This is a genomic window from Chryseobacterium sp. c4a (assembly GCF_009900745.1).
Lineage (GTDB): Bacteria > Bacteroidota > Bacteroidia > Flavobacteriales > Weeksellaceae > Chryseobacterium.
The window spans coordinates 256,891-275,107 of record NZ_WXVU01000002.1 but is presented as its reverse complement, the minus strand read 5'-3'; the positions used below and the strand labels follow the sequence as shown (position 1 = coordinate 275,107).

The 18,217-nt window shown below is 34.8% G+C and carries 22 protein-coding genes; 19 read left to right on the top strand and 3 right to left on the bottom strand.

Annotated elements, in window-relative coordinates; genetic code table 11:
• The first annotated feature begins 178 nt into the window (after positions 1-178).
• From GTR01_RS05550 to GTR01_RS05485, 14 genes are all read left to right on the top strand, one after another.
• Positions 179-634, top strand: coding sequence for a cupin domain-containing protein (locus GTR01_RS05550; protein WP_160136869.1), 456 nt, complete (start codon positions 179-181; stop codon positions 632-634).
• 185 nt (positions 635-819) lie between these two features.
• Positions 820-1,464 carry a hypothetical protein gene (locus GTR01_RS05545; protein ID WP_160136868.1) on the top strand — a complete coding sequence of 215 codons (645 nt, stop codon included), beginning with the start codon at positions 820-822 and terminating at the stop codon, positions 1,462-1,464.
• Between the two features lie 251 nt (positions 1,465-1,715).
• On the top strand, positions 1,716-3,140 hold the full coding sequence (locus GTR01_RS05540; RefSeq protein WP_160136867.1) for an anthranilate synthase component I family protein: 1,425 nt from the start codon (positions 1,716-1,718) through the stop codon (positions 3,138-3,140).
• A gap of 44 nt (positions 3,141-3,184) precedes the next feature.
• A complete protein-coding gene (locus GTR01_RS05535; RefSeq protein ID WP_160136866.1) occupies positions 3,185-3,787 on the top strand; it encodes an anthranilate synthase component II in 603 nt (200 codons plus the stop codon).
• A 96-nt stretch (positions 3,788-3,883) separates the two neighbouring features.
• The gene (trpD, locus tag GTR01_RS05530; RefSeq protein ID WP_160136865.1) at positions 3,884-4,870 is read left to right on the top strand and encodes an anthranilate phosphoribosyltransferase; all 987 of its coding nucleotides are present in this window, start codon (positions 3,884-3,886) and stop codon (positions 4,868-4,870) included.
• A gap of 45 nt (positions 4,871-4,915) precedes the next feature.
• A complete protein-coding gene (gene trpC / locus GTR01_RS05525) occupies positions 4,916-5,689 on the top strand; it encodes an indole-3-glycerol phosphate synthase TrpC (RefSeq protein WP_160136864.1) in 774 nt (257 codons plus the stop codon).
• Between the two features lie 76 nt (positions 5,690-5,765).
• Positions 5,766-6,476 carry a phosphoribosylanthranilate isomerase gene (locus tag GTR01_RS05520; protein ID WP_160136863.1) on the top strand — a complete coding sequence of 237 codons (711 nt, stop codon included), beginning with the start codon at positions 5,766-5,768 and terminating at the stop codon, positions 6,474-6,476.
• Positions 6,477-6,573: 97 nt separating this feature from the next.
• Positions 6,574-7,026 carry an IS200/IS605 family transposase gene (gene tnpA / locus GTR01_RS05515; protein WP_160136862.1) on the top strand — a complete coding sequence of 151 codons (453 nt, stop codon included), beginning with the start codon at positions 6,574-6,576 and terminating at the stop codon, positions 7,024-7,026.
• Between the two features lie 93 nt (positions 7,027-7,119).
• Positions 7,120-7,665 (top strand): GNAT family N-acetyltransferase, encoded by a 546-nt coding sequence (locus GTR01_RS05510; RefSeq protein ID WP_160136861.1) that lies wholly within the window; start codon positions 7,120-7,122, stop codon positions 7,663-7,665.
• Between the two features lie 4 nt (positions 7,666-7,669).
• A complete protein-coding gene (gene trpB / locus GTR01_RS05505) occupies positions 7,670-8,848 on the top strand; it encodes a tryptophan synthase subunit beta (protein ID WP_160136860.1) in 1,179 nt (392 codons plus the stop codon).
• A gap of 88 nt (positions 8,849-8,936) precedes the next feature.
• Positions 8,937-9,671 (top strand): tryptophan synthase subunit alpha, encoded by a 735-nt coding sequence (gene trpA, locus GTR01_RS05500; protein ID WP_160136859.1) that lies wholly within the window; start codon positions 8,937-8,939, stop codon positions 9,669-9,671.
• A 31-nt stretch (positions 9,672-9,702) separates the two neighbouring features.
• Complete coding sequence (gene lipB / locus GTR01_RS05495; protein ID WP_160136858.1) at positions 9,703-10,431, top strand: lipoyl(octanoyl) transferase LipB; 729 nt, start codon at positions 9,703-9,705, stop codon at positions 10,429-10,431.
• Positions 10,432-10,778: 347 nt separating this feature from the next.
• Positions 10,779-11,738 carry a protein-glutamine glutaminase gene (locus GTR01_RS05490; RefSeq protein WP_160136857.1) on the top strand — a complete coding sequence of 320 codons (960 nt, stop codon included), beginning with the start codon at positions 10,779-10,781 and terminating at the stop codon, positions 11,736-11,738.
• A gap of 69 nt (positions 11,739-11,807) precedes the next feature.
• Positions 11,808-12,119 (top strand): hypothetical protein, encoded by a 312-nt coding sequence (locus GTR01_RS05485; RefSeq protein ID WP_160136856.1) that lies wholly within the window; start codon positions 11,808-11,810, stop codon positions 12,117-12,119.
• A gap of 21 nt (positions 12,120-12,140) precedes the next feature.
• Here GTR01_RS05485 and GTR01_RS05480 read toward each other — a convergent pair whose 3' ends face one another.
• Positions 12,141-12,893 (bottom strand): SDR family oxidoreductase, encoded by a 753-nt coding sequence (locus GTR01_RS05480; RefSeq protein WP_160136855.1) that lies wholly within the window; start codon positions 12,891-12,893, stop codon positions 12,141-12,143.
• A 223-nt stretch (positions 12,894-13,116) separates the two neighbouring features.
• On the opposite strand from GTR01_RS05480, the gene GTR01_RS05475 reads away from it, so the two are divergent.
• The 4 genes from GTR01_RS05475 to GTR01_RS05460 all read left to right on the top strand — a co-directional run bounded on the left by GTR01_RS05475 (position 13,117) and on the right by GTR01_RS05460 (position 15,731).
• Complete coding sequence (locus tag GTR01_RS05475; protein WP_160136854.1) at positions 13,117-13,749, top strand: NAD(P)H-dependent oxidoreductase; 633 nt, start codon at positions 13,117-13,119, stop codon at positions 13,747-13,749.
• Between the two features lie 30 nt (positions 13,750-13,779).
• Entirely contained in the window at positions 13,780-14,217 is a 438-nt protein-coding gene (locus GTR01_RS05470) for a MarR family winged helix-turn-helix transcriptional regulator (protein ID WP_160136853.1), read from the top strand.
• Positions 14,214-14,639, top strand: coding sequence for an organic hydroperoxide resistance protein (locus GTR01_RS05465; protein ID WP_160136852.1), 426 nt, complete (start codon positions 14,214-14,216; stop codon positions 14,637-14,639). The genes GTR01_RS05470 and GTR01_RS05465 overlap by 4 nt, the downstream gene beginning before the upstream one ends.
• Before the next feature lie 201 nt (positions 14,640-14,840).
• Complete coding sequence (locus tag GTR01_RS05460; protein WP_160136851.1) at positions 14,841-15,731, top strand: chitinase; 891 nt, start codon at positions 14,841-14,843, stop codon at positions 15,729-15,731.
• 62 nt (positions 15,732-15,793) lie between these two features.
• Here GTR01_RS05460 and GTR01_RS05455 read toward each other — a convergent pair whose 3' ends face one another.
• Positions 15,794-16,423 carry a peptide deformylase gene (locus GTR01_RS05455; protein ID WP_160136850.1) on the bottom strand — a complete coding sequence of 210 codons (630 nt, stop codon included), beginning with the start codon at positions 16,421-16,423 and terminating at the stop codon, positions 15,794-15,796.
• Positions 16,424-16,805: 382 nt separating this feature from the next.
• Here GTR01_RS05455 and GTR01_RS05450 point away from each other — a divergent pair, with 382 nt between their 5' ends.
• Positions 16,806-17,027 (top strand): bacteriocin, encoded by a 222-nt coding sequence (locus GTR01_RS05450; RefSeq protein WP_160136849.1) that lies wholly within the window; start codon positions 16,806-16,808, stop codon positions 17,025-17,027.
• 258 nt (positions 17,028-17,285) lie between these two features.
• Here GTR01_RS05450 and GTR01_RS05445 read toward each other — a convergent pair whose 3' ends face one another.
• On the bottom strand, positions 17,286-18,158 hold the full coding sequence (locus GTR01_RS05445) for a ChaN family lipoprotein (RefSeq protein ID WP_160136848.1): 873 nt from the start codon (positions 18,156-18,158) through the stop codon (positions 17,286-17,288).
• Positions 18,159-18,217 lie beyond the last annotated feature (59 nt).

The window sequence follows — 18,217 nt, the reverse complement described above, 5'->3', positions numbered from 1 at the left end:
AAATATAAAAAATAAACGTTTCAGCTTATGACAAATGTTTCTTTGAGGAAGATTTTTACAATTTGGATGATTACTATTTTTAATTGAAAAACAATTCAATTAACAGTGAAAATTTAAATTAGGTTACTATTTTTGTATAACAAACCACACCAGAATACAAACTATTAATCCAAAATTTATGACTCAAAGAAATTTATTCAGAGTAGCCCTTTTGCTGGCTCTACTTTCCTGCTCTATATCCTGTGATGACTCTGATGATGAGCAGCCTAAATCAGAATATTCAGACAAAATAGAATCCGTCACTTTATTAAAGACTACAAAATCTTGGGACGGAACTCTATATGCAAGTTATCCAACTGGACAGCCGGAAATTTCTATTCTTAAAATCTCTGTTCCCCCTAATAAAGCATTGGATTGGCATAAGCATCCTATTATTAATGCGGCTTACGTAGAAAAAGGAGAAATCCAGATCGAAAGAAAGGAAGATGGTAAAACACAATGGGTAAGAAAAGGTGAGGTTCTACCCGAAATGGTTAATATCGCCCATAGAGGCAAGACCGGAGATAAAGGAGCTACTCTGATTGTTTTCTATAGCGGCGCTACTGATATTCCTCTTTCTGAACCTGTACATTAAACTATATAACACAGAGTTTTACAAAGTGATTAAACCAAAATTTCGTAAAACTCTGATCTTTACTTCTCATACAACCCTCTATATATCTAATGATTCGGAGTATGTAAATAAACCTTATTTCTTTTGTGTTTTTTTGATAAGTTTACCCTAATTTTATATCAAAGAAATCATTATAAATTTAGGATATGGTTTTAATCTCGAAAATCCTGTTTTTCACCAGCCATCATGGTTTTTATACTGTGATTCTTCTTTTCCTGATTTTAGGATTCTTATCTTATATTACCAAAAAAATCTGGTTTTTTATTCTTGCTATTCCACTCTCTATTTTAAATGGGTTCTGCGGACAGTTTTTGAATGCCTGGTTTCTCAACAAATATGGTGTAGAAAGCACTGCGATTATCACTTCTGATGAGGAAACCAATTCAACACTGAACGACATGTACATTCATGATTATGAAGCAGTAGTTAAAAAACAGGATGGGAAGTATGTTTCAACCTTCTTTTCAACAACATCAGCCACCATTTATCCTATTGAAAATACCATCAGAATTCCAAGAATGGAAATAAGTTTCCCTGTAAAATATATTCCGGGATATGAAAAAAATATGGTTATTCTTTATAATGAATCCGAGGAAGGAAAAGCCACACTTAAATATTCCAAGTTAGCACCGGTAAACTCTGCGAGAATCAAATATGAGGCAGACAGAACCAATAAAGAATTTGTTTCAGAATACATTGAGGCTCTGGAAAATTATACCGCAACGTATGATGAAGAAAGTTATAAAACAAAACTCGAAGAGCTCAAAAAAGAACTTAAACAACTGAAATAGAATTAATTCAATATTAAGTTTTTTATTTTTTTGAATTTTTTGTTTTTTGTATTAAAAAAATTTCTACATTTGTCCCATGTTTACAATGAGCAACAATATTTGGTGGTGGCTTTCAAACTCTTCGTCGGGTCTGAAGGTATTGTCATGTTGCTAACCGAGCATCAGATATAAACAAAACAATATACAAGGCTTTGACGGATTCCGTTAAAGCCTTTTTTTTATTCCTAAAATCTAAAAAAACAAAACAGCAGATGTTTACACAGAAAATCAAAATAAAAACCGTTTCGAAAAAAACTCTTGGAGACCTTCATACTCCAATGAATATTTATCTTAAAATCAGAGACAAGTTCAGAGATACGATTCTACTGGAAAGTTCTGATTCAAAAAGTATTGACAATAATTTTTCCTTTATAGCTATCAATGCTGTTGCCGGAATTGAAGTGAAAAACTTAAATGAATTTGATATTAAATTCCCTGATTCTGCTCCGGCAAAGCAATTCATTATGGAACGCAACATCACGGATATATTTGAAGATTTCCGTAACGTATTTGACTGTGAAAAAACTAATGATCCTATTGAACAGACGGCACAAAGCCTTTTTGGATATACCAGTTTTGAAGCGGTGCAGTTCTTTGAAAACATCAATTTAAAAGCACAAAGCCCGGAAGTAGAAATTCCGATCCTCAGATACAGATTATACCAATATGTAATTGCCATCAACCACTTCAACGATGAGATGCATATTATTGAAAACCAAATGAACGGTGTAAAATCTGAACTTCACCTTTTAGAAAACCTCATCAAAAATCAAAATACTCCGGTATATCCATTTGAAAAAAATGGTCAGGAAACCTCCAACATTACAAATGAAGAGTATATCGACCTGGTAAAAACGGCTCAGAGACACTGTATGAGAGGCGATGTATTCCAATTGGTATTGAGCAGAAGGTTTGAACAAAAATTCAAAGGTGATGAATTTAATGTATACCGTGCTTTGAGAAACATAAACCCTTCTCCTTACCTGTTTTATTTTGATTATGGAAATTATAAATTATTCGGATCAAGCCCTGAAAGCCAATTAATCATTAAAGATAACAAGGCCATTATTCACCCGATTGCCGGGACTGCTAAAAGAACAGGAAATTTTGATGCCGATCTGCAGGCCATTGAACTATTAAAAAATGATCCTAAAGAAAACGCAGAACACACCATGCTGGTAGACCTCGCTCGTAATGACCTTGGAAAATTAGGAAAAAACGTAACAGTTACTAAACTAAAAGAAATTCAGCTTTTCTCTCACGTAATTCACATGGTAAGTGAGGTAACTGCCGATCTTCCGGAACAAATCAATCCTCTTGACATGATTTCCGCTACTTTCCCTCAAGGAACTTTAAGCGGAGCTCCAAAACATAAAGCTCTTCAACTTATCAATCAATATGAAAAGGATTCCCGCGGATATTATGGTGGATGTATAGGCATGGTAGGTTTAAATGGGACTTGTAATCAAGCTATTATGATCAGGACTTTTTTAAGTAAAAACAATACTCTTTATTATCAGGCAGGAGCTGGTCTTGTAGCAAAATCTGTCCCGGAAAGTGAACTGCAGGAGGTAAATAATAAACTGAATGCCCTGAAAAAAGCAGTGGAAAAAGCAGAAAAAATAGTAAAAAACTAAAAAGGTCAGTTACTAGCCACAAATTAATCATCAACAAAAAAGCAATGAACAACAATATAAACACTCAACAATCAGCAGTAAAGATTCTCGTTTTCGATAACTATGACAGCTTTACTTATAACCTTGTCCAGATTATCGAGAGAATCCTGAATCAGAGAGTAGACGTAGTAAGAAATGACCAGATCACCTTGGAAGAAGTTGGAAAATATGATAAAATCATCCTTTCTCCAGGCCCTGGAATTCCGGAAGAAGCAGGAATCCTTTTGGATCTGATCAAAGAATATGCTCCTACGAAAAGTATTTTAGGCGTATGCTTAGGACAGCAGGCTATTGCAGAAGCATTTGGTGGAAGCCTTATCAATCTATCCGAAATTTTCCATGGAGTGGCTACTACTACTGACTTGGTAAAAGAGGACACTAAATTGTTTAAGGATTTAGCCTCAGGTATTGAAGTAGGAAGATACCATAGCTGGGCGGTTAATCCTGAGAACTTTCCCAATGAATTGGAAGTGACAGCAGTGGATAAAGATGGAATGATCATGGCTTTACAGCACAAAACTTACGATGTACATGGAGTACAATTCCATCCTGAAAGTATTTTAACTCCTGAAGGAGAAGTAATTATCCGGAATTTTTTAAATCAGTAAAAAAGTGAGTGATTATCATTCCCATTGAAAATGTAATGAAGTAAGCCCAATATGAAAGCAACAACACAAGATCCATCAACCCTAAAAACTCCTCAAATGAAAGAAATATTGCAATATCTATTCAACCACAATACCTTATCAAAGTCTGAGGCAAAGGCTATGATGATTGAAATTGCACAAAATAAGTTCAATGCAGCAGAAGTAACGGCTTTCATCAGCGTGTTTCTGATGCGAAATATCACATTGAAAGAACTTGAAGGCTTCAGAGAAGCGCTGTTGCAGATGGCAGTTCCCATCCATATAGATGCCAGTGATGCCATTGATATTGTAGGAACAGGAGGCGACGGAAAAAACACAATCAATATATCAACATTGGCCAGCTTTGTGGTGGCCGGAGCTGGGCAGAAGGTAACAAAACATGGAAATTATGGAGCTTCAACCACTACAGGCTCATCCAATGTACTGGAGGAACTTGGATATCAGTTCAAGAACAGTTCAGAACAGCTGAATGAAGATCTTGAAAGAGCTAATATTTGCTTTTTACATGCTCCTTACTTCCACCCTGCTCTTCAATCTGTTGGATTATTGAGAAAATCACTAGGACTAAGAACATTCTTTAATCTTTTGGGGCCTTTGGTAAACCCTGCAAAACCGAAATTCTCCATGATTGGAGTGTACAACCTGGAAATTGCAAGAATCTATCAATATCTTTTACAACAAGAGGAACAAGAGTTTATTTTAGTCCATGGATTGGATGGTTATGATGAGATCAGCCTTACCCATGACAGCAAAATCATTACTAAGAAAGGAGAGGAAATCTACTCTGCCGAAGACTTAGGCTTCAATCCTGTGACTTTAGAAGATATTAAAGCGGGAGACACAACCAAAGAAACAGCAAAAATCTTTATGAATATTCTGGAAGGAAAAGGAAGTGAGCAGCAAAACGCTGTGGTTTTGGCTAACGCATCTGTAGCACTTTACCATACTCATAAATTCGGAACGTATGATGATTGTTTACTATTGGCTCAGGAAAGTTTGGAAAGTGGAAAAGCATTAAAAACATTTGAGCTTTTAATTAACTAAAAATTTAAAATGATTTCACAACATTCTAATTTCTAATCTCTACCCATGACCATACTAGATAAAATTATTGAAAGAAAAAAAGAGGAAGTTTCCCTTTCAAAAGCAGCTATTTCCATCGATCAGCTAAAAAATTCTGAGTTTTTTGGAAGAAAGAGTGCTTCACTGAAAGAATCCATTAGAAATAAAAGCGGAATTATTGCTGAGTTTAAAAGACAATCCCCATCTAAAGGAATCATTAATAAGAGTGTTTTGCCTTTGGATGTTACCTCAGCTTATGAAAACTTTGGAGCCAGCGGAATTTCCATTCTTACTGATAAAGATTTTTTTGGAGGAAGTTTTGAGGATATTCTAAGTGTCAGAAAACATATCAACATCCCTATTCTACGCAAAGATTTTATGATTGATGAATACCAGTTTTATGAAGCAAAAAGTATGGGAGCTGATGTTATTTTATTGATTGCAGCTTGCCTTTCACCAAACCAGGTTCAGGAATTTACAGCACTTGCTCATGAATTGGATCTGGAGGTTTTATTGGAAATCCATACAGAAGAAGAACTAAAACATTTTAATTCTGATATCGATTTAGTAGGAATTAATAACAGAAACCTGAAGGATTTTAAAGTTGATTTACAACATTCTGTTCAATTAAAAGATCAACTTCCCAAAGACACTTTATCTGTGGCCGAAAGCGGAATTTACAATCTTGAAGATTTTAAATATTTAAAAGAAAAAGGATTTGATGGCTTCTTAATGGGAGAATATTTCATGAAAAATACCGATCCGGCCAAAGCATTTGAAGAGTTTTCTTTATTAATTTGAAAATGAGTCCATTTGAAAATTTGAAAGTGAGCTTTTCTCTGGAAAATCAAAAGTCAACAACTATCTATTAACTATTATGAACCAACAGCCAGCAACCAATTATTCCTCTCCCACACTTAAAGTCTGCGGTCTGACAAAGCTCAGCCAAATACAGGAATTAATTGATATCAATGTAGATTTTCTGGGGTTTATTTTTTATGAAAAATCACCAAGATATGTTCTGAATCATTTGAGACTGGAAGATATTGCACAAATTAATCATCAGGGAAAAGTTGGGGTTTTTGTTAATGAAAAAATTGAAACCATTGTTGAAATAGCTGAAAAAGCTAAGCTAAACCTGATTCAGTTACATGGTGATGAAAATGATCATTTTATTCTTGAATTAAAGAAACGACTAAGCCCGGATATCAAAATCATCAAGGTGATAAGAATCGGAAATGAGATCTCTGAAAATAAAAGAAAAATAACCCAGATATTCAGTAACAATCCTGAAGCACAGAATCAACACTCTATTTCCTATTACCTATTTGATACAGACAGCAAGGCATTTGGAGGAACAGGACAACAGTTTGACTGGCATCTATTAAATGAATTTGAAATTCCATTCCCCTATTTTCTGAGTGGCGGTATCTCAGAAGAGAACATCAAAAATATCGAAGAATTGAAACAGAAACCATTTGCCCTAGATATTAATTCAAAATTTGAAATAGCTCCGGGCGATAAGGATATCAACAGGATTAAAAAATTTAAAACAATCATTCCAATGAATCCCAACGGGACGATTTAACCCAGTATTGGAAACATTCCAATTAATATAAACAACAAATATATCAACGACAAACACATTCATGACAACATAAATACCAACCAAAAAAAACACACAAATGCCACAATCGTTAGTCAAAAATTATATTCGTATCGTATTCAGCACCAAATACCGGAATGATTTTATAGATGAAAACATAGAAAAAGAATTGTTTGCCTACATCGCCACATTATGTAAAGATTTTGAAAGCTATGCATTACAGATTGGTGGAACCGATAATCATATTCACATTCTTTGTAGATTGTCCAGGAAGATCGCATTAATGAAATTGGTTCAGGAAATAAAGGCACATTCCTCAAAATGGATCAAAACGAAAGGCAAGAAATATGAGAATTTCTTTTGGCAGGATGGTTATGGTGCGCTTTCAGTGGGTGAAAAAGAGGTTCACATTGTGACAAAATATATTAAAAACCAACGCCAGCACCATCAAAAACAGGATTTTAAAAATGAACTTGTGGAAATATTGGAAAAACATAAAATGGATTATGATGAAAAATTTTTATGGGATTAAATACAATAATTATAGCTAGGGATGTTATCCTTTGCTATGGTTAAATCGTCCCTTCGGGACTCTTTTGTTACCTTTGATTATTATTAAAAAATCATGAAATACCAAATTAAACAAACCAACGAATTAACAGAAAAAGATATTGAACATATCCTCAAACTTTGGGATATTTCTGCATGGAATACGATGAAACCTGCCTATTTCCGTACCTTTTTTAAAGATTCGGAATTTCATTTCCTGTTGGATTCCCATTCAGAAATAGTGGCCATTTTCCGGCTTAATTTTGATTTTGTATTGAAGATGTCCGGAGAACAATATGCTTTTGCAGAAGCTGTAGGACTGGTGGCGGCTCATAAGAAAAAAGGATATGGAGCTCAATTGGTTCAGTATTTTAAAGAAAATGTGGCTAAAAGAAATATAAAAACGATTGGTTTCTGCCATGCAGACCTTCGCCCGTTTTATGAAAAATGTGATATTGAAATTCTGTATGATAAGGCAAAAGCCATTAAAGAAAATGAAAACTCTGAATGGGTCAATTCAGAAGACGATGATATTTTAATTTTTCATGTATCTCAAAAAGAAAAAGAACTGCTCAATGCATTGAGCTCACAAAATAACGCTTATTTAATTACTAAAGAATAAAGAAATGAATTATAAAAACCCTGATGAACACGGATATTATGGAGAATTTGGAGGAGCTTTTATCCCCGAAATGCTTTATCCTAATGTAGAAGAACTGCAAAAGAATTATCTTGAAATCATTGAGTCGGAAGACTTTCAGACAGAATATCAGGATCTGCTTAAAAACTATGTTGGAAGAGCAACTCCTCTATACTTTGCTAAAAATTTAAGTAAAAAATACAATACGCAGATCTATTTAAAACGAGAAGATCTAAATCATACCGGAGCTCATAAAATCAATAATGCTTTAGGGCAGGTTCTTTTGGCAAAACGTCTTGGAAAAACAAGAATCATTGCAGAAACCGGAGCCGGACAACATGGTGTAGCCACAGCCACTGCTTGTGCATTGCTTGGCCTCGAATGTATTGTGTATATGGGAGAAATCGACATTCAAAGACAGGCTCCGAATGTAGCCAGAATGAAGATGTTAGGAGCAGAAGTAATTGCTGCCACTTCAGGATCAAAAACACTGAAAGATGCGGTAAATGAAGCTTTAAGAGATTGGATCAACAATCCTGTAACAACACATTATGTCATCGGAAGTGTTGTTGGCCCTCATCCTTTCCCGGATCTTGTAGCAAGATTTCAAAGCATCATTTCAAAAGAAATTAAAGAACAGCTTAAAGAGAAAATTGGAAGAGAAAATCCGGACTATGTCATTGCCTGTGTAGGTGGTGGAAGCAATGCAGCGGGAACATTCTATCATTTTGTAGAAGAAAAAGAAGTGAAAATCATTGCTGCTGAAGCCGGAGGACTTGGTGTTAATTCAGGAAAATCTGCTGCCACTACATTCTTAGGAACGCTTGGAGTACTTCATGGAAGCAAAAGCCTTGTGATGCAAACAGCAGACGGACAGGTTATTGAACCTCATTCTATTTCAGCCGGACTTGATTATCCGGGAATCGGGCCTTTTCATGCCCATTTGTTTCAAGAAAAAAGAGCAGAGTTTTTCAGTATTAATGACGATGAAGCCTTGAAATGTGCTTTTGAACTGACCAAACTGGAAGGCATTATTCCTGCTTTGGAAAGTTCTCATGCTTTGGCAGTCTTAGACAAAAAGAAGTTCAAGGAAAATGACGTAGTTGTTATTTGTTTAAGCGGTCGTGGAGATAAGGATATGGAAACATACCTTAAAAATTTGTAAAATGTAAAAAGTATTCATGTAATATGACCTTAAAAGATAAAATCAGATCATAAATAGATTGTACATGAATGCATCAAGACAATAAAAAATGAAAAAACTAAATATATACTTCACCGCAGGAATTCCTCAACTGGAAGATACTGCAGACATTATAAAACTTATCCAGGATTCCGGGGCAGATATGATTGAAATCGGAATGCCTTATTCTGACCCTGTAGCTGATGGCCCGGTGATCCAAAAAGCCCATGAACTTGCTTTACAAAACGGAATGACCATCGAGAAGCTTTTTTCACAATTAAAAACCATCAAAAATGAAATAAAAATACCGGTAATTCTCATGGGATATATCAATCCCGTATTGAGTTTCGGTTTTGAAAAGTTTTGCAAAGAATGTTCAGAAAGTGGAGTTTCAGGGCTTATTCTTCCTGACCTCCCTCCTATTGAATTTGAGAAAAACTATCAAGACATTCTGAAAAAATATAACCTGAATTTTACATTTCTGGTTACCCCTGAAACTTCGGATGAAAGAATACAGTATTTGGATTCATTAAGTTCAGGATTCTTGTATGCAGTAAGCTCATCTTCCACTACCGGAAATGAAAATACCGTTCTAAAGAATGAAAATTATCTAAACCGATTGGCTGATCTTCCTCTTACCAATCCAGTAATGATTGGTTTTGGGATAAAATCAAAGGCAGATTTTGAAAACGTTACTGAGAAAGCAGACGGCGGAATCATAGGAACAGCCTTTGTGAATGTTTTGCTTCAGGATAAAGATTGGAAGAAAAACGCCATAGATTTTATCCATTCCATAAAAGCTTAAAATTCACTAAATTTGCATATCAAAAATTGAAATGAATACAAATCAAAATAAAGCAGTAGAATTTGAAGATTTAGGAATCAAAGAATATCAGCCCGCATGGGATTATCAGGAACAACTGATGAAGAGTATTATTGAGACTAAAATAAAGAACCGCGATCTGCCTGCAGAACAGCATATCACGACTCCGAATCACCTTCTTTTAGTAGAACATCCCCATGTTTATACCTTGGGAAAAAGTGGACATGAAGAAAATATGCTGGCCGGAATTGATAAACTAAAGGAAATAGAAGCCACTTACGTGAAAACAAATCGTGGTGGAGACATTACCTACCATGGCTATGGTCAAATCGTTGGTTACCCTGTTCTGGATCTTGAAAATTTTTTCACAGATATCCATTTATATATGAGAAACCTTGAAGAGGTTATCATTAGAACCATTGGTGAGTATGGGCTTAAAGGAGAGCGTTCTCAGGGTGAAACAGGGGTATGGCTGGATGTTGGTAAACCTTATGCCAGAAAAATCTGCGCTATGGGAGTAAAAGCATCCCGATGGGTAACTTTGCACGGTTTTGCTTTAAATGTGAACACAGATATGCGTTACTTTGAATACATTATTCCATGTGGAATTAAGGATAAACAAGTAACATCTTTAAAGAGAGAACTTGAAAGAGAACTGACACCTGAAGAAATGGAAGATATAAAAGCAAAGATCAGAAAACACTTTGCTGATGTATTTCAGGCTGAATTGATTTATAAATAATCACAACACACTAAAAATATATAATCCCTATGCATTTGTAATTATGATGCATAGGGATTTTTTATTAGCTTTTATTGAGGCAGATCCAGTATATCTTATTCAAGCAACTGTTCCCTCTTCTCTTAATACATTCAAAAATTAATAATTTCTGAAAACAAAGAGCTTTTAGCCTCTTATTTCAGAGCAGACATAAACCCTCATTTTAGCAGACATTTAATAGATATTTTATTTTTTTTGAAAAAATACTTGCATATGTTTTAATTTTTCATAATTTTATTATCACTAAATAGTGAATAAACAAAATACTATTTAGTTTAAAAATCATTAACCACCAAAATATGAAAACTATGAAAAAATTTTTGCTATCCTTGATGGTATTTGCATCCGTACTATCAATGAACTCGTGTTCAGATTCTAATGCGAATCAGGAAAATTTGAATACGCAATCTAAGGAAATTGCCATGAAAGATTATGGCAGAACTGTTCCAGTAGGGATCGATAAAGAAGATGGGAAATTTAGAGTTTCCTTTATTCTTTCTGCACAGCCTTATGAAATTAAAGATACTAAAGAGAATGAGGCTTATATTTCAATGATCAGCCAGGCGGTAAAAAATGAATCTCCTGTTCATATCTTTCTTAAATCTAATTCTAATGAAATTGCAAAGGTAGAAAGCCCTACATTGGAAGATATTCGTTTCTTTAAATCAGCTTTAACAAAAGAAGTAAAAGCAGAAAAAGGGATTACAAATAAACTGGCTAGTGTGATTCCTGATTTGGCAACATTAAACAGCTTATTTACTCAAATTAAAAATCAGTCTTGTGGAACTTCTACAGCCTCATCTCCTTGTATTACTTTCAGATATCCTGTAGACGGTTGTTACGCAAGAGCTCACAAAATGAGACAAATCTTAAACAATGCCGGATATGAATGTGAAAAACAATTTGTATATGGTAATTTAAGAGCTTCTACCGGCACTTGTTGTGTATCATGGGTATATCACGTAGCTATTCTTGTAAGCTTTAAAAATGCTTCAGGAGTCGTTGAAAAAAGAATTATAGATCCATCTTTGGTTTCAACAGGCCCAATCACTGATACTGCATGGAGAGCTGCATGTACCAATTCTACTTGCGGATCAACTTCGGTTTCTTCCTATGCTAATACAGCAGGAAATGTTTACTACAGAAATCCGGCAGGATCTTTATTATATGATAACAATCTGGTAAATACTAATTGTACATTGACAGCGTTCTCAGCACTTTCCGGCTGTTCAGCGCCTGTACCGAGTACAGCACATTGCGGATTCTAACTAACTTTTTATAGAGCTCCTGCATTTATTTATATATTGCAGGAGCTTTTTACTCTATAATTTATTATTATGAAAGCCTGGACTTATTTATTATTAATCTTTATCATGATCACATCCTGTTCTTCTAACTCTGAATCTCAGAAATTAACCTGGTATAATAATTCTACCATCAACAATATCCTTGAAGATCCCGATAAACCGGAAGAAGTTGTACGTGTAGCCATTGGAATAAGTGCTCAGGTATTTTATATTTCAAAAAAGTCTGCTGATTATAAAACATTGATTGAAAAGGCTAATCTCAGTTTTAAAAAAGGGAAAACCTACAATATAGGTGTTGAAAATAAAACCAACATAGTTAAACAGATCAATGAGGTGAAATAATCCTCTACCAAAGTCAATCTATTATCTTATTACAGAAATTCCGGCATCCACTTTGATCTCTGCACCATGAATATAGGATGCTTCTTCTGAAGCCAGGAAAAAAACCGTATTCGCAATTTCCTCCGGATCTCCCTGTCTTCTGAATGGGATGGTTGGAATAATATTCTCAACGGCAGCTTCAATTTGGTCAGAAGCTAATCCTGTATTATTGAAAATATTAGTTTTAATATGCCCCGGACTCACTCCATTCACCCGAATTCCACGTTCTGTTAACTCTAATGCAAACGTTTTTATAAAGGACTGTACTGCAGACTTTGCTGCAGAATATACAGAAAAGCTGTTCATCGCAATTTCTGTAGCAACAGAAGTATTAAAAATCACTGAACTCCCTGATTTCATTAATGGCAGCAATTGCTGAACGGTAAAAAAAGGGCCTTTTACCAATACATTAAACAGTTCATCAAAATGATTCTCATCAACGTTTTCAACCGGAGCAAATTTCCCATACCCTGCATTCGCAAAAATAACATCAATTTGTGCGGTGTATTGCTTTACTTCTTCTTGTAAACGCAATAAATCTCTCATATTTCCTGCATCAGAAACAATTCCAAAAGCATTCTCCCCTAACTGTTTCAAAGCTTTATGAATAGTATTTTCACTTCTACCCGTAATAATTACACGCCCTCCTTCTTCAATAAACTTCTGAGCGGTTGCTAGCCCCATCCCATTTGTTCCTCCTGTAATAATTGCTGTTTTGTTTTTAAATCTCTGCATTGTTTTTAATTTTAAAATTCTATGGCAAAGATTGGAATCTCTATGATGGAAAAAAATCCGAATCATGTTGAAAATATAAGAATCGATTCATTTTATAAAATAAATAATCATCATCAATAAAATCTTTCAAAATTAAATTGCACACAATTTAATTGTCTATATATTTGCATAGATAATTGATCACAAAAGAAATAAATAATTACTTAATAATTTAAAATAAAAAATGTCATTAATAGAAAACCTGAACTGGAGACATGCTGTAAAAGCTTATGACCCAACAAAAAAAGTATCAAACGAAGATTTAAACACGATTCTGGAAGCAGCGAGGCTGGCTCCTACTTCATCAGGATTACAACCTTTCCGTATTATCGTAGTTGAAAATCAGGAATTAAAAGAAAAAATGGTTGCAGGAGCTTTAAACCCTGAAGTGATGAGAGATTCTTCACATGTTTTGGTTTTTGCCGCATGGGACAGCTATTCTAATGAGAAAATAGATAAAGTATATGACCACCATACCGATGTAAGAGATCTTCCAAGAGGACGTTTTGGAAGCTACACAGATAAAATCAAGGAAATGTATGGGGCACAGACTCCTGAACAACACTTTGCACACACTGCCCGCCAAACTTATATTGCTTTAGGAATTGCTCTTGCTCAGGCTGCAGAACTTAAAATCGACAGTACTCCGGCAGAAGGATTCAGTAATGAAGCGGTGGATGAAGTTCTGGGATTAAAAGAATTAGGCTTAAAAAGTGTAAGTCTTTTATATCTTGGATACCGTGACGAAGCCAATGACTGGCTCTCTTCTATGAAAAAAGTCCGTGTTCCAATGGATGAATTTATCATTAAAAAGTAATACCTTCACGAATCTTTCGTACTTAATCTTATGGAACTTTCAAATACACCCAAACTAGAAAATCAGATCTGTTTCCCGTTATATGTAATCGCCAAGGAAATCACCGGATTATACCGTCCTTTTCTTGATGAGCTGGATATCACTTACCCACAATACCTTGTAATGATGGTATTATGGAATGGTGACGGGCTTACTGTGAGCCATATTGGTGACAAACTTTTTCTGGATAGTGGAACACTTACTCCTCTTTTGAAAAGACTGGAAGCCAAAGGGTTTATTACAAGAAAACGCAAAAAAGAGGACGAGAGAGTTGTTGAAGTATTTTTAGACGAAGCCGGAAAACAGCTTCAAAAAAAGGCCTGCGAAATTCCGGGCAAAATCCAGGAAAAAATTGGGATACAACCTGAAGAACTGCTGGAACTTAAAGAAACAGTTTTAAAAATATTAAACAAAATAGAAAATAAATGAAAACGCTATATACAACAAAAGTTACTGCTACTGGCGGAAGAAATGGCCACGTAAAAAGTGAAAACGGAGTATTGGATCTTGAAGTAAAAATGCCCAAAGCGTTAGGAGGAGCTAATGATAACTTCACCAACCCGGAAATGCTTTTTGCAGCGGGATATTCTGCATGTTTCGACAGTGCATTAAACAGAGTGATCAGCTTAGGTAAAGTAAAAACCGGCGAAACAACGGTAACAGCTCAGGTAAGCATAGGACAGATTGAAAACGGAGGTTTTGGATTGGCTGTAGAACTGGATGTTAATATCCCTGGAGTTTCTATTGAGGAAGCACAGGCTTTAACGGAAAAAGCACACCAAATTTGTCCTTATTCTAATGCAACAAGAAATAATATTGAGGTGAAACTTTCTGTCACCAATGATGATTAATCCAATTTTTTTATAATTATATTTGAAATGAGCTGTTTTTGAAATAAAAACAGCTCATTTTTTACTACAGATTTTCGCTGATGAATACAGGTTATTGAATATATTTTAATACTAAATTTGTGAAGGTTATACTTTAATACTTATAAAAATGGTGAAGATTTTGTTTTAAGATACCTGAAAAGTACCAAATATCATTAAATAATGAAGACACTACCATTCATAATACTTTCCTTTAGTCTTTTTTTGACTTCTTACAACCGGTCTTGTGCACAATCGCCACAGAAGGAAAATCCTTTGGAACAGATTAATGATACTAAAACAGCAACACGTATTAACCTGCTTATAAATGCTAAAACCTGGAACTTTTTATTCCCCAACAGGAATAATATCCAAGGAAAAAATACCAATCATCAGGATTTTTATTCCTATCAGGCATTTATAAAAGCGGCTGCCCACTTCCCTAATTTTCTGAATGAAGGAACTCTGGAAGATCAGAAGAGGGAGCTTTCTGCCTTTCTGGCCAATATCGCTCAGGAAACAAGCGGTGGCTGGGATGATGCTCCGGGAGGTTACTATAAATGGGGACTTTATTTTATCGAAGAAAATAATAAGGGAAATGGTAATAATTATTCTGATGCTTCTAAGATAAACTATCCACCGGTTGCAGGGCAAGCTTATTACGGTCGTGGCCCTAAACAGCTGAGCTGGAATTACAACTACGGACAGTTTAGTGAAGCGTGGTTTGGTGATAAAAATATGCTTTTAAAAAACCCCGGACTTTTGGCTGAAAACAATGTTTTATCTTTTGCCTCTGCCATCTGGTTCTGGATGACCCCTCAATTCCCTAAACCTTCTTGTCATGATGTGATGATTGGAAAATGGCAGCCTACAGAAAAAGATACAGAAAGCGGAAGAATCCCTGGTTTTGGAACGACTGTAAATATTATCAATGGAGGGATTGAATGCGGACAGTCTACGATACAGCCCAAAACAAAATACCGCTATGAATACTACCTCTATTTTTGTAAATACTTTGGAGTAGATCCCGGACAAAACATTAGTTGCAATACTCAAAAACCATTTGGTAATTAATAAAAAAGGTTACAGCATTGTGCTGTAACCTTTTTTATAGGACTTATTATATGATCTGGAATCTATCTTTTATTCAGATCACTTTTCTGGTAAGCGTCTACTTTTTTATAGGAATCGTTTTTCTCTTTTTCTTTTTTATCAGAGATCAAAATTCCGAAAAGATGATCAATTTCGTGTTGGAAAATAACGGCTGTAAATCCTTCTACTACTTCTGAATATTTTTGCCCTTTCAAATCTACATATTCCAATTGAATCACTTTACTTCTGTAAAACTGATCCCTGAAATCAGGAATTGACAAGTCTCCTTCAGGCCCAAGGTTCTGTAAATCGGATCTCCAAACAATTACCGGATTGATGAAATATTCTAAAGGTGTTCCTTCTTTATCAAAACGCTGTACCCAGATCACTTTTCTGTTGATTCCCACCTGCGGGGCAGCTATTCCTACTCCACCATCGGTTGTAAGAAGTGATTCTTTCATTCTTTTCACCAAAACAGCTGTATTAGGATCTGTTGGATTGATTTCTGAAGAAAGGCTCAACAATGTTTTATGCTGATGCGCATCGGTAGTCTGATAGATTGGTAAAGCAGAGTTTACATCTCCTTCATTGATAATAGACAGTTCTGTGGGAGTGAGTTTCTGTGCATTAAGCAATACTGCAAAAAGTATAAATAGAATGGATATTTTTTTCATACAAACTGGAATATAGTACAAAGGTAAAGATTGTAGAGTAAAGATGGATTATAATGTTCGGATTTTAGGAAAGGAAGGCAAAAGAAGGAGGCTGGAAGCTTGTAGTTACTGTGAATCATTAATTCTCTATTCGTATTTCAATTCTTAAGTTTTGGCAAAAGCCCGTTCTTATTGAATTTGATATGGTTATGCTTTTTATTTTTGTAGATCTCATTTTAAACCCTTACAATCTGCGTCATCTGCAAGATGATAAAAAAATAGTTCATTTAAAACCTAACCTTCTAAAGAACAATCTATGATACAATAACAATAAAAAATAATTATTTCATTATTAATTGAAAAACATTTAAATTTGATTAACAAACCATTAAAATATTCAATTATGAACCCAATTAAAACAAAATCAGATCTTAGCTTTAAAAAGCTATCATCTAAAGAACTAAAACTTGTTACAGGAGGTAATCTTGCTGATGATTTTAATAACATCCGTGAAAGATTTGATGCTGAAATGAGAAAAATGGAAGAAGAAATGTCTAGATTTCCTGTTAATCTTCAAAATGGAATCCATAACATATTGGATACGATCATTCCTCACAAGCATTAATCAGAGGATATAATAAGCATAAAAACACGGAGGTTATCCGTGTTTTCCATTTTTCGAAGTTATCTGTATCTGAGATTTTCGAGAAACATAAACTTTCCCGTCTATTCTTCATCAAGTCAGTAAACTATCCACTGCCTTGTCATTCCGCAGGAGTCTCAACAAAGCAAAGATAAATTTAAAATTTAGATTCTTACAGAATGACAAAGATGCTGTTTCAAAAATCTACGTAATCCGCAGGATCTGCGTGAGATAAAAGCATTAAAAAGTCTTTGTCATATCACTTGGAATAATCAGATTGAATTCTGTTGGAATATAATCTTTTGAAGGAACTTTCAATTCCGGATCTTCTGATTCAAAAACAGAGATTACAGCCATTTTAAGATTTGGATTTTTCTGTTTGATATACCAATAGGTTCCGCCAAATTCTTTACTGTGATAATTACCGTTATAATGAATAAAGGTCTTTCCTGCCTGTATATTTTTCAGAATAGATTCCGCCATGGTAGCATCCTTTGTTGCTTGTGCTGAGATAAAATTCATCACTTTTGTTCCTTCTGCATGATCGCCCATCATTGCCTTCATTTCCGGATATCCCGGAGTATCTAATGTTACTTTGATAGGTAACTGGGCTATGTAGGATTTTTCTTTATCGCTTAGGTTATTCAAAGACTCCAATCCTTCTTTTGCTGTTTGTGAAGCATATCTTCTTGGAATATTCGTTGCTATGAAATTGAGTTTTTTATTTTTAGCAAAATCTACTAAAGGCTTATAGTCTGTTGCATAGTTATTCCATAAACGGGCAGAATCTTTAAATGCTTTGGCATCCAATTTCCCATTCAGGTATTGATTAAGCTGAGCTTGATTATCTCTTTCAAACATTTCAGCTCCCAGGATAAGCTTTCCGTTTTTCTTTTCATACAAAGCTTCAGTAATTTTGAGTTGAAGCCAGTGATTAATAGAGCTGTTATGATTTTCTCCAAAGAAAACAACATCATATTCTGCCAATTCTTTCACCAGTTTATCAGTCTTTAGCTCTTTTCCTTTTTGATCATAAAACTGATACGCTTTAAAGTTCTGTGCACTTAATGAACAAAAACCTGCAAGCAGTATCGCTATGAAAATATTCTTCATTTTATTGTCTTTACTATTTTAATTTAACCACAAATTACATAAATATCCGGCACAAATCG

What these genes read in the sequence shown, in the direction of transcription:
- GTR01_RS05550 (WP_160136869.1), top strand. Translation starts at nt 179, where the DNA reads ATGACTCAAAGAAATTTATTCAGAGTAGCCCTTTTGCTGGCTCTACTT.
- GTR01_RS05545 (WP_160136868.1), top strand. Translation starts at nt 820, where the DNA reads ATGGTTTTAATCTCGAAAATCCTGTTTTTCACCAGCCATCATGGTTTT.
- GTR01_RS05540 (WP_160136867.1), top strand. Translation starts at nt 1,716, where the DNA reads ATGTTTACACAGAAAATCAAAATAAAAACCGTTTCGAAAAAAACTCTT.
- GTR01_RS05535 (WP_160136866.1), top strand. Translation starts at nt 3,185, where the DNA reads ATGAACAACAATATAAACACTCAACAATCAGCAGTAAAGATTCTCGTT.
- trpD (WP_160136865.1), top strand. Translation starts at nt 3,884, where the DNA reads ATGAAAGAAATATTGCAATATCTATTCAACCACAATACCTTATCAAAG.
- trpC (WP_160136864.1), top strand. Translation starts at nt 4,916, where the DNA reads ATGACCATACTAGATAAAATTATTGAAAGAAAAAAAGAGGAAGTTTCC.
- GTR01_RS05520 (WP_160136863.1), top strand. Translation starts at nt 5,766, where the DNA reads ATGAACCAACAGCCAGCAACCAATTATTCCTCTCCCACACTTAAAGTC.
- tnpA (WP_160136862.1), top strand. Translation starts at nt 6,574, where the DNA reads ATGCCACAATCGTTAGTCAAAAATTATATTCGTATCGTATTCAGCACC.
- GTR01_RS05510 (WP_160136861.1), top strand. Translation starts at nt 7,120, where the DNA reads ATGAAATACCAAATTAAACAAACCAACGAATTAACAGAAAAAGATATT.
- trpB (WP_160136860.1), top strand. Translation starts at nt 7,670, where the DNA reads ATGAATTATAAAAACCCTGATGAACACGGATATTATGGAGAATTTGGA.
- trpA (WP_160136859.1), top strand. Translation starts at nt 8,937, where the DNA reads ATGAAAAAACTAAATATATACTTCACCGCAGGAATTCCTCAACTGGAA.
- lipB (WP_160136858.1), top strand. Translation starts at nt 9,703, where the DNA reads ATGAATACAAATCAAAATAAAGCAGTAGAATTTGAAGATTTAGGAATC.
- GTR01_RS05490 (WP_160136857.1), top strand. Translation starts at nt 10,779, where the DNA reads ATGAAAAAATTTTTGCTATCCTTGATGGTATTTGCATCCGTACTATCA.
- GTR01_RS05485 (WP_160136856.1), top strand. Translation starts at nt 11,808, where the DNA reads ATGAAAGCCTGGACTTATTTATTATTAATCTTTATCATGATCACATCC.
- GTR01_RS05480 (WP_160136855.1), bottom strand. Translation starts at nt 12,893, where the DNA reads ATGCAGAGATTTAAAAACAAAACAGCAATTATTACAGGAGGAACAAAT.
- GTR01_RS05475 (WP_160136854.1), top strand. Translation starts at nt 13,117, where the DNA reads ATGTCATTAATAGAAAACCTGAACTGGAGACATGCTGTAAAAGCTTAT.
- GTR01_RS05470 (WP_160136853.1), top strand. Translation starts at nt 13,780, where the DNA reads ATGGAACTTTCAAATACACCCAAACTAGAAAATCAGATCTGTTTCCCG.
- GTR01_RS05465 (WP_160136852.1), top strand. Translation starts at nt 14,214, where the DNA reads ATGAAAACGCTATATACAACAAAAGTTACTGCTACTGGCGGAAGAAAT.
- GTR01_RS05460 (WP_160136851.1), top strand. Translation starts at nt 14,841, where the DNA reads ATGAAGACACTACCATTCATAATACTTTCCTTTAGTCTTTTTTTGACT.
- GTR01_RS05455 (WP_160136850.1), bottom strand. Translation starts at nt 16,423, where the DNA reads ATGAAAAAAATATCCATTCTATTTATACTTTTTGCAGTATTGCTTAAT.
- GTR01_RS05450 (WP_160136849.1), top strand. Translation starts at nt 16,806, where the DNA reads ATGAACCCAATTAAAACAAAATCAGATCTTAGCTTTAAAAAGCTATCA.
- GTR01_RS05445 (WP_160136848.1), bottom strand. Translation starts at nt 18,158, where the DNA reads ATGAAGAATATTTTCATAGCGATACTGCTTGCAGGTTTTTGTTCATTA.